Here is a 13,804-nt window from a genome sequence, read left to right on the forward strand (position 1 = left end):
GATCACTTTGGTTTTTCGACTAACGACTAACGACTAACGAATAACGCTGTTCCACATGTAGTAGAGCCACTGGCCGAGACGTCGCAGCTGCGGTAGCGGAAACTTCGGTAAAGGCGACTCATAGAACGGAAGCGCCGGCAACTTTTCACCCATCGCTAATTCAGCGACACGCTGCCCAGCTAACTGGGTGAACGTAACGCCAGCACCACAATAGCCCATACTAGTGAATACATTCGTAGCTGGGCTATAAATTCGCGGATAATCATCTAATGCCACTGATACCCAACCACTCCAATTGAACTCTGGTTTTTCTCGGCTTAACTGAGTTAAAGCGGGGAAAGTATCTGCCATTGCACGCAGCAAATTACGTTGATATTTCTCTTTGTGTGCGTCTTTTCCGCGAATGGCACCGCGTCCACCAAATAACAACCGGCCATCTGGTAGTAATCTGAAGTAATATTTCAGCGTACGGGTATCCATCACTAACTCATGCGGTGCAACACCTATTGCGCTGCGCTCTTCGTCAGTTAGTATGCGAGTCACAAGAACACTAGAGAGCACCGGTAAACTGCGGCCATGAATGGCTGGGTGGAGATGATTCGGCGTATAACCGTTTGTAGCAACAATTACTTTCTTAGCTCGAATAGTGCCTTTGGGTGTCGTTAAATGATGCGAATTGTCACTATCGGTTCGCCACAGCTCGACAGGCGCGTTCTCAACTAGAATGGCACCGGCTTCTGCAGCTTGACGTGCAACACTTGCCAATAGCAATAATGGATTAACCCCAAAGCTTTGCGAAAAATGGATTGCAGCGTGTGCTTGCGGGCTTTTAACCCGCTGTTGAATGGCATGATAATCCAACCACTGCGTCGTTGGTTCATACTGGCATAAAGCTTGATACTGTTGCTGAAGCTCCGGAATTGCTGCTGCTTTGTGAGCAATCTTTAAATAACCACCGCGTTGTACTTGTAGGCTCTCAGGACATGCTTTTAAGTGGCGTTCTAATCGCTGAAAAGCTAGCTGATATTCGTACTGAATACCCTGTGCAACGGCTTCGCCACGACGTTTCTTCCATGCCACATAACCTAGTCGACCAGTACCCGGCATAGCAAAGCCGGCATTGCGAGTAGAACAGCCCCAGCCAAGCTGATTGGCCTCTACCACAACCACACGCTGTTGATAACGCTCGGCAAGCTCTAGAGCAGCATTCAATCCGGTATAACCGGCACCAATAACGACAATGTCGGCTTGCTCCGGCAACGATTCAGAGCACTGTGGCCAAGCAGTTTGGGTGTGAGTGTGCCAATAACTTGCAGGGTAAGGTTGGTTTGGGCCTGGAGTTTTATCATGAAGAGGATCGTACATAGCGCCAGGCCTTTTTAATTTAGAATTTCAGTATCATTTCACCAGCAGTACAGTAGCAAACGCCATCGCAGACAGGGCAATGGTAACCTTCGTTAATCGACAGATCATACCAACGCTTGTTGTGCTCGCGAATCAATTCGCCACCGCAACGCGTAAAATATTCAAACGCTGCATTTTGTGGGCTTTGCATCCAAATATGGGCTAAACCTGCTTTACAACCAAGCTTCTTCGCTTCAGTTATTGAGCGCTCTAGTAAGCCACGACCAATACCGCCACCACGTACGTCAGGGTCAACCGCCACACATTTAAAGTAACAGATTTGTTCGGGCGGAACAGGCCAATCAGATGGACTACAGTGACCATCGATATCCCAGTTACCCGGGGCGAAGGTCAACCGAATACCCGCTAATTTGCCATCAGCAAAGGCAAGCCAATTCAAATTAATGTCGCCCACGCGGCCGCGTTGGTCGTAGTCAGCAAGTGATTCTGGCGTCAAATAGTTGTCGCCATGAACGCGGTTGCCTAATTCAAGTACGGCCGCGTAATCGGCGGCCGTCAGTTGCTTGTATTCAATCATAAGTTCGTTGTTCGTTAATCGTTAATCGTTATTCGTAGGTTATTTGTCACTTCGCTTTTCCTTTTCGAATAACGAATAACCAATAACGAATAACGTTTTTAGTAGCGGTAGTCGTCAGACTTGAATGGTCCCTCGACGGCTACGTGAATGTAATCCGCTTGCTGCTGCGTTAATTTCGTCACCACGCCACCGAAACCTTGCACCATATAACGAGCAACTTCCTCGTCGAGCTGCTTCGGCAACACTTCAACGCGAAGCTTGGCAGTTTTTTCAGACGCTGGCAAGTCAGCAAATTTTTCTTCGAACAAGTGCATTTGCGCTAATACCTGGTTGGCAAACGAGCCATCCATGATGCGGCTTGGGTGACCCGTCGCGTTGCCTAAGTTTACCAATCGACCTTCTGACAAAAGCAACAAATAGTCGTTGTCGTCGTCGCTACGATAGATCTTGTGAACTTGAGGTTTTACTTCGTCCCAGCGCCAGTTATCACGCATAAACTTGGTATCAATTTCGTTATCGAAGTGACCGATGTTACAAACCACAGCAGTAGATTTCAATGCCGCCAGCATATAGCGGTCGCACACATTCACGTTACCGGTAGTGGTGACAATCAGGTCAATATTCTGCAATAAGTCACGGTTGATGCCTTCAGCAGAATTCGTATTCACGCCATTAATGTATGGCGAAACGACTTCGTAACCATCCATACACGCTTGCATGGCACAAATTGGGTCAACTTCAGTCACTTTGACGATCATGCCTTCTTGGCGCAAGCTGGCAGCTGAGCCTTTACCGACATCGCCGTAACCAACAACCAATGCTTTCTTACCTGATAATAAGTGATCAGTTGCACGCTTAATCGCATCATTCAAAGAGTGACGGCAACCGTACTTGTTGTCGTTCTTTGACTTGGTGACGGAGTCGTTTACGTTGATAGCTGGTACACGTAAAGTCCCGTGCTTCAACATTTCGAGTAAACGGTGTACACCTGTTGTGGTTTCTTCCGTAATGCCGTGAATTTTGTCGAGCATTTGTGGGTATTTATCATGAATTAACAGGGTCAAATCACCACCGTCATCCAAAATCATGTTGGCATCCCAAAGCTCGCCATCTTTGCGACATGTCTGCTCCAAACACCACTCGTACTCTTCTTCCGTTTCGCCTTTCCAAGCAAATACAGGCACACCAGCTGCTGCCATTGCTGCTGCAGCATGATCTTGCGTCGAGAAAATGTTGCAAGAAGACCAGCGAACTTCTGCACCCAATTCAATCAACGTTTCAATTAGTACCGCTGTTTGAATGGTCATGTGAATACAGCCAATGATGCGCGCGCCAGACAATGGTTTGCTATCAGCGTACTTACGACGAATGGTCATCAACGCTGGCATTTCTGATTCAGCGATAGCGATTTCTTTGCGGCCCCAATCGGCCAAGCTGATGTCTGCGACTTTGTAATCTTGCATATAAAACCTCTTAATTCGTTATTCGTTACTCGTTACTCGTTATTCGTAGTTCTGCTCGCTGGTTCACTCTTCATAGCGATTCGCACATTTTTCTGTGCGGTAACTGCTGTCATTCGCTTTTTTTCTCGAATAACCAATAACGAACAACGAATAACGCTCTTTCTTTTAATTAAATTCTGGTTCGTGCTGTAAGCGAATCAACAACTGCTGCTGCCGATCAAGACTCAACCGTGGGCCAAAATTCGAAACCACCTCTGCTGCCGCATGACTAGCTAGCAAACCGCAAGCAGCTAACGAATAGTTACGCGTTAAACCATACATCATGGCGCCCGCAAACATATCACCCGCACCGTTCGTATCGACCGCTTTAACTTTAACGCCAGGAACAATAACCTGACGTTCACCGTCGCCTAACAAAGCGCCGTTTTTGCCAAGTGTGATCGCGACTAAATCAGCGTGTTGCTGCAATTGTTGTAGCGCTTCTTGTACGTCGGTCGTGCCAGTTAAGATCCCAGCTTCTTCTTCATTACAGAAAAGCACATCAACGCCACCATCAAGAATCAAATCAATACCATCACGGAAGTATTTGACCATGGCAGGGTCAGAGCACGTAACTGCTATCTTTGTACCGTTGGCTCGAGCGATTTCTTTGGCGCGAACAATGGCTTCTCGCGCAATCATTGAAGTCACCAAGTAACCTTCAATGTAGAGGTACTGGGCTCGTGCAATGGCATCTTCGTCTAGCTCATCAACTGATAAATCAGCGGTGATACCTAAATAAGTGCGCATGGTGCGTTCGGCATCAGGGGTAACCATCACCAAACAACGACCGGTTTTGCCTTCGTGCTTTTGGCTACCTGTATTCGTGGTAATGCCGACCTGTTCTAGGTCTTCACAATAAAATTTACCGGCTTGGTCATCAGCAACTTTACAGCAGTAAAATGCTTTACCACCAAACTGGGCAAAACCAACTAACGAGTTGGCTGCAGAACCACCGCCAGATTGTTTCTTCAGTTCGCCGCGCTGAGCCAAGAGTTTAATTAGTCGTTCTTGGTCCTCATCTTCTATCAGCGTCATCATGCCTTTTTCAATTTGATGCTGCTGTAGAAATTCGTCAGTGATTTCAAATTCCTGATCAACGAGCGCGTTGCCAATTCCAACGATATCAATAGGTTCCATGCCTTTCTCGTATAAGGTTTTCATTAGGTTATAAAACAAAAAAATCCGGCCGCAAAGTATACCGCAGCCGGATTAGTAGGTCGATAAATTGGTTAAGCTTTGTAACCGCCAGGCACGCCTTTGGTGGTGATGCTCACAGCGTCATGAGCGTGCAATGATTCGTAGTGATTTACGCGCACCCAGAAATCGGAGAATTGCGACTGCAAATTCAGTGCATGCTGTAAACGACGAGCGGCGTCTTCACAGAACATCAAGTTCTGACCGTTCAATCGTGCAAACTCTTGTTCGTCTTCACGTTTCACCGCGGCTTGAACTGGCGTCTTCAACGCATCTTCAATTGCATCAATAAGAGCAATAATCGGTAGCTCTGACACATTGTCGCCCATGATTACTTTCACTTGAGCAATCGAACGCTGACTGTGTGGGGTCGCCACAATACCTTGTGTGGTGCCTAACCAGCGATGCACCAGTTCCGCATCCACTTCGCTGTCCGTACCAAATTGGTTTGCAAAGGCTTCTTGAATCAATTGACGTGCCAAAGCCGCTGAACACGGGCAGGTGCTTGAATATGGCACTTCAACACCCAGTTCGAGGTTCAGTTTGCCACTGTCATAGCGACCAGTTACGGTGACAGGGTAGGCTTTCCAACCTTGCTTTTTGCTGATCAGTGACTTGCGACGCAAGTGATAATCAAAACTAAATTTCACGTAAGCTTGATCTGCAAGCCCATCGTGACTATCTATAAAGTCGTGCAATAATTTACCGAGCGACTGATGGCTAAGTACGTCATTGTTTGATAAATCTTCCAACAGCAGGTAAAGGCGAGACATGTGTATGCCTTTCGCTTTCGGATCGGTAAGATTGACAAATGCATCAACGTGAGCGCTTACTGGGCGCTCAGGTTCTTGTGCAGCACCGACCACCAGAGGCATCTCGATATTACTCATGCCGACCCAATCGAGTTTACCCTCGGTTTGTGCGCGAGTTTGATTGGCGATATCTGGCATCATTGTTGGTGTAGCTGTTGGCATGCTTGTACGGCTCCAAACGTTAAAAATACTGATCCCTGCAAAAGGGGGCGATAGTATACAAGAATTATGCTCAATACGGTAGTTTGCCAGATTGGGTTTATAACCGAAGGAAAAGTTTTCGATTAGGTGAATCGAAAAATATGGATAAGGAAAGCACGATGTTGGATGAAAAGCTTTTAGAGCAGTATCACGAGCTGCTTGGGAATGAAGGCGTACACGAAATGTACAATACCTTTAGTGACAACATTGCCGGTTACTTAGACCACCTGCAACATGTGGTGAAGAAACGTGATGAAGCTGAAACGCGGCGGCAAGCACATAAAGTGAAAGGAGCCTGTCGTTCAGTTGGCTTGCGTCAACTAGCGAGTCAAATGGAGCGTTTAGAGCGTGAAGAGTGGCATTGGGATGATGCAGATGACTTGCTGGAGCAGTGGGCCGTTGAATTGCCACTGCACCAGCATCAATTACGTCGTTGGTTACATGCGCGGGGCATTTAGTGACGGTTGCTCAAGATGTTGAATTGAAACGTCACCAATAAAGCGATAGCCCTCACCATGAATGGTCGTAATGAGGTTCGGCGAATCAGGCTGAGCCTCAAAGTGACGACGGATACGACGAATTGCAACGTCAACCGTACGATCATTTGGGCGTAATTCACGATCCAGCATTTTCTTCACCAAGGTTTCGCGGTCGAGAATCTTACCAGGGTTCGTCAAAAATAATTCCATCGCGCGATATTCGCTTTTCGGTAAACGGAACATTTTACCGTCTGGCGAGAACAAACAGCGACTATCACTTTCCAAACGCCAACCATTAAATTCATAGACAACACTGTCGTGCCCAACATTTTTCTGCTGGCTCTTTAATGCTTCAATACGGCGATATAAATTGCGAACGCGAATAATCAATTCTTTTGGATTATAAGGTTTGATGAGGTAGTCATCAGCACCTAACTCCAGCGCAAGCAAACGGTCTTCTTCAGCATCACGGCCGGTTAAGAAAACTAAGCCGATGTTATCGTTCTCGCGAAGTTTTTCCGCCAGCTCGATGCCGCTTTTGCCCGGTAAGTTCACATCCATGATGACAAGGTCAATTTGCTGACGAGCCATGATGCGTTGCATTTGCATGCCATCTGCCGCGTCGAACACATCATAGCCTTCTTGCTGAAACAGCCGAGTCAGTGTATTTCGAGTGACAACTTCATCTTCAACGATTAGTAATCTGGCGCTCATAGAAGGTTCCAAGAATCTGTTAACATGTGTTGAAATTTGGTAATGAAATATAGTGTAGCATGCGATTTTATATATAGCTGTATATTCATGCAACTATTCTTACAAAAGTTTACTTGCTCTGTGTTACACGCCGAACTGGCAGCTTGATATGGAACTGCGTGCCTTGTGGGGTCGGGCTTACAAGGTTAATCTGCCCCTGCAACGCATGAACTACTAGATTGTAGACCAAATGCAAACCAAGCCCTGCAGCGCCATGACTTCGCTTCGTTGTGACAAACGGGTCGAACACCACTTTGACTAAATCATCTGGAATGCCATCACCATTGTCTGAATAGGTCAACTCAAGTTCACCTTGGTCTATGTCATTCGAGCTACCGCTGAACTTAAAGTCAAAGTGAATTGCAGGCTTGTCGGTGTTCGCAAACGCATGCTGCAACGCATTCTGTACCAACTGCATGATGACTTGATGGAGTGGGCCAGGACGAATGCTCACCGTTAGCTCATCCGGAATTTCAGCGCTCAGCGCGACCTTGGCTAATTCAGGGTGACGACTGCTGATATTTTGCACAGCTTCATCCCAGAACTTACTCAGGGTGACAGGACGATCTTCGTCGCTAAATTGATCCATCGATAGCTTGCTAAAGTTACTGATGAGATCAGCCGTTCGCTTAATATTGCGACTAATGAGCGCAAGGTTTTCATCAAATGATGTCATGTAGCGCTGGAATTCTTGGCTGGTTAATTTTTTCTCGGCAAACTTCTGCTTTAGTAACAGTAGGTTATCTTGCAATATAGAGGTTGATGTAACAGCCAAGCCTACTGGCGTGTTGACTTCATGTGCAACGCCAGAAACCAATTTTGCCAAACTCTGCATCTTCTCTGCTTGCACTAGCTCATTCTGGTATTGATGCGCAGAAGCCAGAGCCTGTTGTAATTCCTGATTTGATTCAAACAGCATCTGCGTACGCTGCTTCACCTGCAGTTCCAGCTCAGCATTAAGTTCACTAGCCTGACGCTCAGCTTGCTCTTGGCGTTTGATGTGCTGTTGTATACGACTTAACAACGAGTTAAACGCGTCAGCGACCCGATCGAGCTCCTGCAAATCAAACTCGTGCAATGCCGTGTCGTACTGCTTATCACGAGCGATATCTTGAATACTTTCAACCATTTCATCGAGTGGTTGAGTGATGATGCGACGCAACCACAAGGACATCAGCCAACTTAGAATTAAGCTCGCCGTTGTGATCGCGGCACTAATGGCAAGCGAGAAAACTTGCGCTTGATCGTACGCCGCTCGCGACGTTCGAATATAAACATAACCTTGAAGCGAATCCTCAACCATTAACGGTCGCGCAGTTTCCACATAGTTATCGGTAAAGCGAGCTTGGCTGAGCTCCTTCGCCCGTTCAAACCGAACCGGAATCGGCGCTTCTTGTTCAGCATAGTAACTGGCAAAGAAACTGAGCGATTCACTGTTTGGGTCATGTCGATAGAGGTGAATATGTTTTATGAGCGGCGACGATTTAAATGACTTTAACCAACGCTCGGCAGAATCTGCTTGGTTATAAACCATAAATGCATTCGCATTGTCGGCTACAAAGCTGGCAACATCATCGGTTTGTCGCAAAAGTCGCTGGTGCGTATCGAGTATAAAATTAAAGCTAAGCACCACACACGCCAACGCCACCGAGATAGTCGTGATTAGTATCACTAAGCTGGTAACGCTGCGTTTAATGGAGCTAACTTTAAAACTCATGACAGTTGTACCTAGTTAACGTCGTTTGACGCGAGTTTTTTGCGCATGATAAACAGCGAATTTGTTGTCTTCAGCAACGCGTTCACAGTGGCCAAAAGCTTGCTCAATCAATTCTGGCCAGGGTAGAAAACGATTTGCGACTAACCAAAGCTCACCCTGGGTAGTGAGGTGCTGAAAAACGCTGCGTAAAAACTGCTTTCCAATTTCATAATCGGTTGCTAACCCCGTATGAAAAGGCGGGTGGCTGACGACGTAATCGAATTGACCAAGAGAATTGGTTAAACCATCCTGAGCAACGCACACACCGGTTAAGTGATTCAATGCGAGAGTCCGCTCAGTTGCCGCTAAGGCGAGTGCGCTCACGTCTAAATAAGTAACCTCGAGTGCTGGCGCCTGACGGTTCAACCATGCACCCAACACCCCATGCCCGCATGCGAAGTCGAGTATTTTGCCGCGCTGCCAAGTTGGAAGATGTTTAAGTAACATCGCGCTACCGGCATCAATACCAGGAAACGAAAATACGCCTGGCAAGCTGGCTAGCTTTAACGGCGCCGCTTGATTTGGTTGGTCTAATTCGACGTACTCGAAATAGTCCTCAACCGCAAACGTAAGCTTTGGTTCATTGACACAAGTGCGTAATAAAAGCGAGTGGTTACCAACCGCCATTTTTTGCGCAGGAGCCAACGAACCAGGAAATTGCTTGTGAATACTCTTAATGCCACCGCGGTTATCACCAACCAACCAGATTGTTGCGCCTTCAGGTAATACATGGCGAAGCGCTTCCAACACATACAAAGTGAGCTGCTTTTCTTTTGGTAACCAAACGAGAGCCGCTTTGGCATCACCGGCTTGCGGCGCACTTGCACCAAAATGGTGCAATATATCAGGCGCTTGTCGCTGCCACTGTTTGGCATAGCCGGCATGCCATTGCCAACAACTGACCACAGGCAACAATTGCGCTAATTCCGCGTCAGGCGCATTCACTACCAACAGTGGCTCATCATCAAACCGTGATTGCTGGCGAAGTACGAGTTGTGAAGGAGGGCTCATATGCTTCAATGTATGCTTCTCTTCGTTTCTTATCTATTATCGTTATATCGGTTTTTGGTCGTAAGCTTCCACGAATACGTCGACATTTTCGCTGGCATGCTCAATTCGCTCGCCATCAAACTGTGCCACATTAAATAAAGCTTCGCCTTCGTTGGCAACTGGAATATTGCTAATACCTATGACAATACCATGATAAGGGCTCTTAATTGCATGCAACTCATCGCCATGCGGGTTCACGGTTTGCGCAATCACTTGGCCCTTATTGATGGTCTGCCCAAGCTCTACCTTTGGTACCACTAAACCATCGTACTCATTTCGAATCCATCCGCTACGGTGCGCAACGACGGGTTTGACCTTCTTGCGGCTGCGACGACCTTTCAGCATTTTCAAACTTTTCATCACGTTCTGTACGCCAATGACGCCGGCTTTAATCGCTGCATAATCAAACCGTAAAGCTTCGCCCGCCTCGTACAGAATCAACGGAATGCCAAGTTCTGATGCTAACGATCGCAATGAACCGTCACGTTCCTTGCTGTGAAGAATCACGGGTGTACCAAATGCCTCAGCCATCTTCAGCGCGTCACCGTTATCGGTATCGACACGAATTTGTGGCAAGTTGCTGCGATGAATCGCTCCGGTGTGCAAATCGATAATATGCGTCGCATTTTGCACCAACGTTTCATTAAACAAATGTGCAAGGCGACTGCCCAAAGCACCTCGTTCCGAGCCCGGGAAACAACGATTCAAATCACGACGGTCAGGTAAATAGCGCGACTGCTGAATAAACCCAAATACATTCACCACCGGTACAATGATCACCGTACCCGCCAATTGCAGCGGGTCAAGCTCACCCATCAAGCGGCGACATACCTCAATACCATTGAGCTCATCACCGTGAATAGCCGCACACACTAACAACGTCGGGCCCGGTTTTACGCCATGAAATACTTCAGCATGCAAATCCATTGGGGTATCGTTGTACAGCCGGGCCGCCGGTATTTTCACGCTGTGGCGCGACCCTGGCGCAATGCGCTGATTAGCTAACTGAAAAGATTTATGCTTCATATAAAAACCGTTAGTCGTTGTTCGTTATTCGTTAGTCGTTATTGGTTATTCGTTATTGGTTATTCGAAAAAGCGAAATGAAAAACCCAAAACATCACAACGAAAAGTGAGCTAATACGTCTGCGAATTCTCCGGCTAACAAAACTCACGAATAACCAATAACGAATAACGAATAACGTTTTTGCTTTTGTTGTTAGCCTTTGCCCTTGGTTCGGGTTTTGTTCGCTTTGGCGTTTTTCTCAATGAAACTGATGATTTGATCAGCCACATCTTTGCCCGTTGCACCTTCAATGCCCTCAAGGCCTGGCGACGAGTTCACTTCCATAACGAGTGGGCCGTGGTTAGAACGCAAAATATCGACACCAGCAACGTTTAAGCCCATGGTCTTTGCAGCTTTCACTGCAGTTGCGCGCTCTGCTGGGGTCAGTTTGACCAAGCTGGCAGAGCCACCACGGTGCAGGTTAGAACGGAATTCGCCCGGCTTAGCTTGGCGCTTCATGGCGGCAATAACTTTGTCGCCAATCACAAAGCAGCGGATATCAGCGCCACCTGCTTCTTTAATGTATTCTTGCACCATAATGTGAGATTCGAGTCCCATGAACGCTTCGATTACGCTTTCTGCCGCTTGACGTGTTTCGGCTAAAACCACCCCGATACCTTGTGTGCCTTCAAGTAACTTAATTACCAGCGGTGCACCGCCGACCATTTCAATCAAGTCAGGAATGTCTTGTGGTTGACTAGCAAAACCGGTGGTAGGCAGACCAATCCCTTTTCGGCTAAGCAACTGCAATGAGCGCAGTTTGTCGCGGCTACGTGAAATTGCTACCGATTCATTGAGTGGATAGGTGCCAATCATCTCAAACTGACGTAATACTGCGGTACCGAAGAACGTAATTGACGCACCAATACGCGGAATAATCGCATCGTACTGCGGTAAGTCTTTTCCTTTCATGTGAATTGAGCTTTCGCGAGCGTTAATATTCATATAGCAGCGTAGCGGGTCGAGAACATCAACAATGTGACCTCGAGCTTCGCCGGCTTCAACTAAGCGGCGCGTTGAATAAAGACGCGGATTACGCGATAAAATGGCAATTCTCATGCGGTCGCTCCAAGCTGGCCGAGTAAATAAGATTTGTCAGGGTCGACAAGGAAATGTCCACGCATTGCTTGGCGGCCCAATAACATACGAAACTTCATGGTGTCGCGGTTCGTTAACGTCAACTCGATTGGTTGCGAGAACTCACCTAAATTTAATGTGGATAGAATAACATATCGCAGCTCGGTATGACCTCCAGAATCTGTTACTTCGCGTTGATCATGTATTTTCGCCTCACAGACATGCTCGCGATCACTATGTTGTTCCGGATGCAGCCAAATTCGTAACCAATTCTCACCATCTTGTTCAAATGGCTCGAGCTTGAATGCGTGCAAACACGATGTACGTGCGCCAGTATCAACTTTCATTTTCAGGGCATCGATGCCAAGTTCAGGAAGTGAACCCCATTCGCGCCAACCAAGTGTTTGCATAAAAACTCCCTTAAAGACTAAAAACGTTGTTCGTTGTTCGTTATTCGTTATTCGTTATTCGTTGTTCGTGAGTTTGGTTCGCTGGAGAATTCGAGAACGAATTTGCTTACTTTTCTGTGCGATGTTTTTGGTTTTTCGTTTTTTTCGAATAACGAATAACCAATAACGAATCACGCTCTTGTGTTTTTTAACTGCTGTAGCCAGGTGATGAATTCTTCGGGGGCGCGATCAAGCGCAGCCGCCGGTACAAATAAATCATAACCTAATAATTCACGAAAGTGTTCACATCTTACCGCGAACATCGCTTGTACGCCGCGATATTCCTTCCCTGAGGCGCTTAGATAGCGGTCGGGAACTTCGAAATAAGGCGAATATTCGCGCAAATCTGGGCGTTCGTGACGCAGTGCTGCTACTAGTAAGTGGCGTTGCTCACTCAATATATAGACCGCTAGGCGTGGTGTGATGCTTTGAATAATTGGCTCAATATCATGCAGACGAAAGCCAATGTAGGGCATGGGTTCCAATTCGAGACCGCGGTGAAGGCGTGGAATATCGAAGCGTAAGATATTGTCCCAATGAATGCGCCAAGTGCCGCGTCGGTGTACATAGACAATTTCTTGTGGGGTGATGGTCATGCTGACCGGTGGTTCAAAGATTTTTGCGCTACCCAGAAAAATAAGAGCAGCACTGGCAATAAATAGCAGACCGTAAGCAGCGGGAATAATCGGCGTATCAGTTAGCAACAGAAACATGGTGACGGCAAATATTACCAAACCGAGCGCGTTAAACCCTAGGCCATGGGCTCGTGCTAGCGGCTTGATATAAACAATACGCTCGTCGGTTGAGTTGTCATTCATACACGGTGGCCGGATCGGGCAGACCAAATGTCTCGCGAATGATCTGACTGGTGAATTGAGTCTTTAAATAAAAGCCCCGTGGTAACGTTTGAATGATTTCACCGTTGGCGCCAATGGCTTCGGTCAGTACACGGCTATTTGCGGCTTTAGGCCGTAATTGCAGCACTTCGCCCTGATGAGCGGTAATCGATTCCACTTCACCCAATGCAATTTTGTCCATATGCTCTTGCCAGTCTGCGCGTAACTGGGCTTCTTGTTGCGCACTAGGCTGCCATAAAAATGCGGTGCCGATGCAGCGCTCGGCCAGCGGCACTTCGCGACGTCCGTCAATGGGTATCCACAGTACACACTGAAGTTTATTGCGCACGTTGCTGGTTTCCCATGTCAGCTGGTGTACATCCACCAGTGGTGTGGTACAGACAAACGTGGTTTCGAGTGGTTTACCGTTGGCATCCAAAGGAATGGTCTTCAATTCCACGCCTAACTCGGGAAAGTCTTGTAATGCCTGAGAACCCGCGCTTGCGCCTAGGGCGCTCTCAAGTAACTGACCAACCCAACCTTTGTTGCGACGCAAATCGTTGGGTACGCTCATACCAACTTGAGTCGCCAACTCAGCAAAGCTTAAGCCTGCCAGTGCGCTGGCTTTATCAAAGAGCTGTTTGAGTTGCACAATTACCTCGTCTAAACGGATTAATCCTTTCAT

14 protein-coding genes are annotated in these 13,804 nt (G+C 47.3%); 1 reads left to right on the forward strand and 13 read right to left on the reverse strand.

Annotated features, from left to right (window positions below):
• Positions 1 to 33 precede the first annotated feature (33 nt).
• From D3795_RS10965 to folE2, 5 genes are all read right to left on the reverse strand, one after another.
• Positions 34 to 1,365 (reverse strand): NAD(P)/FAD-dependent oxidoreductase, encoded by a 1,332-nt coding sequence (locus D3795_RS10965; RefSeq protein WP_156268705.1) that lies wholly within the window; start codon positions 1,363 to 1,365, stop codon positions 34 to 36.
• A gap of 19 nt (positions 1,366 to 1,384) precedes the next feature.
• On the reverse strand, positions 1,385 to 1,942 hold the full coding sequence (locus D3795_RS10970; protein ID WP_156268707.1) for a GNAT family N-acetyltransferase: 558 nt from the start codon (positions 1,940 to 1,942) through the stop codon (positions 1,385 to 1,387).
• 98 nt (positions 1,943 to 2,040) lie between these two features.
• The gene (ahcY, locus tag D3795_RS10975) at positions 2,041 to 3,405 is read right to left on the reverse strand and encodes an adenosylhomocysteinase (protein WP_156268709.1); all 1,365 of its coding nucleotides are present in this window, start codon (positions 3,403 to 3,405) and stop codon (positions 2,041 to 2,043) included.
• Positions 3,406 to 3,570: 165 nt separating this feature from the next.
• Positions 3,571 to 4,584 (reverse strand): adenosine kinase, encoded by a 1,014-nt coding sequence (locus D3795_RS10980; protein ID WP_156268711.1) that lies wholly within the window; start codon positions 4,582 to 4,584, stop codon positions 3,571 to 3,573.
• A 92-nt stretch (positions 4,585 to 4,676) separates the two neighbouring features.
• Positions 4,677 to 5,615, reverse strand: a complete 939-nt coding sequence (folE2, locus tag D3795_RS10985) for a GTP cyclohydrolase FolE2 (RefSeq protein ID WP_310942346.1) — start codon at positions 5,613 to 5,615, stop codon at positions 4,677 to 4,679.
• A gap of 140 nt (positions 5,616 to 5,755) precedes the next feature.
• Here folE2 and D3795_RS10990 point away from each other — a divergent pair, with 140 nt between their 5' ends.
• On the forward strand, positions 5,756 to 6,112 hold the full coding sequence (locus D3795_RS10990; RefSeq protein WP_156268713.1) for an Hpt domain-containing protein: 357 nt from the start codon (positions 5,756 to 5,758) through the stop codon (positions 6,110 to 6,112).
• Here D3795_RS10990 and arcA read toward each other — a convergent pair.
• The 8 genes from arcA to mutH form a co-directional block, all read right to left on the reverse strand.
• Positions 6,092 to 6,847, reverse strand: a complete 756-nt coding sequence (arcA, locus tag D3795_RS10995; protein ID WP_156268715.1) for a two-component system response regulator ArcA — start codon at positions 6,845 to 6,847, stop codon at positions 6,092 to 6,094. The two genes, D3795_RS10990 and arcA, sit on opposite strands and share 21 nt — an antisense overlap.
• Positions 6,848 to 6,956: 109 nt before the next feature.
• Positions 6,957 to 8,603 carry a HAMP domain-containing sensor histidine kinase gene (locus D3795_RS11000; protein WP_156268717.1) on the reverse strand — a complete coding sequence of 549 codons (1,647 nt, stop codon included), beginning with the start codon at positions 8,601 to 8,603 and terminating at the stop codon, positions 6,957 to 6,959.
• A gap of 15 nt (positions 8,604 to 8,618) precedes the next feature.
• The gene (locus D3795_RS11005) at positions 8,619 to 9,653 is read right to left on the reverse strand and encodes a class I SAM-dependent methyltransferase (protein WP_156268719.1); all 1,035 of its coding nucleotides are present in this window, start codon (positions 9,651 to 9,653) and stop codon (positions 8,619 to 8,621) included.
• A 42-nt stretch (positions 9,654 to 9,695) separates the two neighbouring features.
• Positions 9,696 to 10,718 (reverse strand): succinylglutamate desuccinylase/aspartoacylase family protein, encoded by a 1,023-nt coding sequence (locus D3795_RS11010; RefSeq protein ID WP_156268721.1) that lies wholly within the window; start codon positions 10,716 to 10,718, stop codon positions 9,696 to 9,698.
• A 192-nt stretch (positions 10,719 to 10,910) separates the two neighbouring features.
• Positions 10,911 to 11,816: a 30S ribosomal protein S6--L-glutamate ligase gene (gene rimK, locus D3795_RS11015; protein ID WP_092856355.1), complete on the reverse strand. Its 906-nt coding sequence runs from the start codon at positions 11,814 to 11,816 to the stop codon at positions 10,911 to 10,913.
• Positions 11,813 to 12,244 carry an ATP-dependent zinc protease family protein gene (locus D3795_RS11020; protein ID WP_156268723.1) on the reverse strand — a complete coding sequence of 144 codons (432 nt, stop codon included), beginning with the start codon at positions 12,242 to 12,244 and terminating at the stop codon, positions 11,813 to 11,815. The genes rimK and D3795_RS11020 overlap by 4 nt, the downstream gene beginning before the upstream one ends.
• A gap of 170 nt (positions 12,245 to 12,414) precedes the next feature.
• The gene (locus D3795_RS11025) at positions 12,415 to 13,101 is read right to left on the reverse strand and encodes a DUF2982 domain-containing protein (protein WP_156268725.1); all 687 of its coding nucleotides are present in this window, start codon (positions 13,099 to 13,101) and stop codon (positions 12,415 to 12,417) included.
• Positions 13,094 to 13,804, reverse strand: a complete 711-nt coding sequence (mutH, locus tag D3795_RS11030; protein ID WP_156268727.1) for a DNA mismatch repair endonuclease MutH — start codon at positions 13,802 to 13,804, stop codon at positions 13,094 to 13,096. Before mutH ends, D3795_RS11025 begins: the two co-directional genes overlap by 8 nt.

The sequence above is a fragment of the Pseudidiomarina andamanensis genome (genome assembly GCF_009734345.1).
In the GTDB taxonomy this organism is placed as follows: Bacteria; Pseudomonadota; Gammaproteobacteria; order Enterobacterales; family Alteromonadaceae; genus Pseudidiomarina; species Pseudidiomarina andamanensis.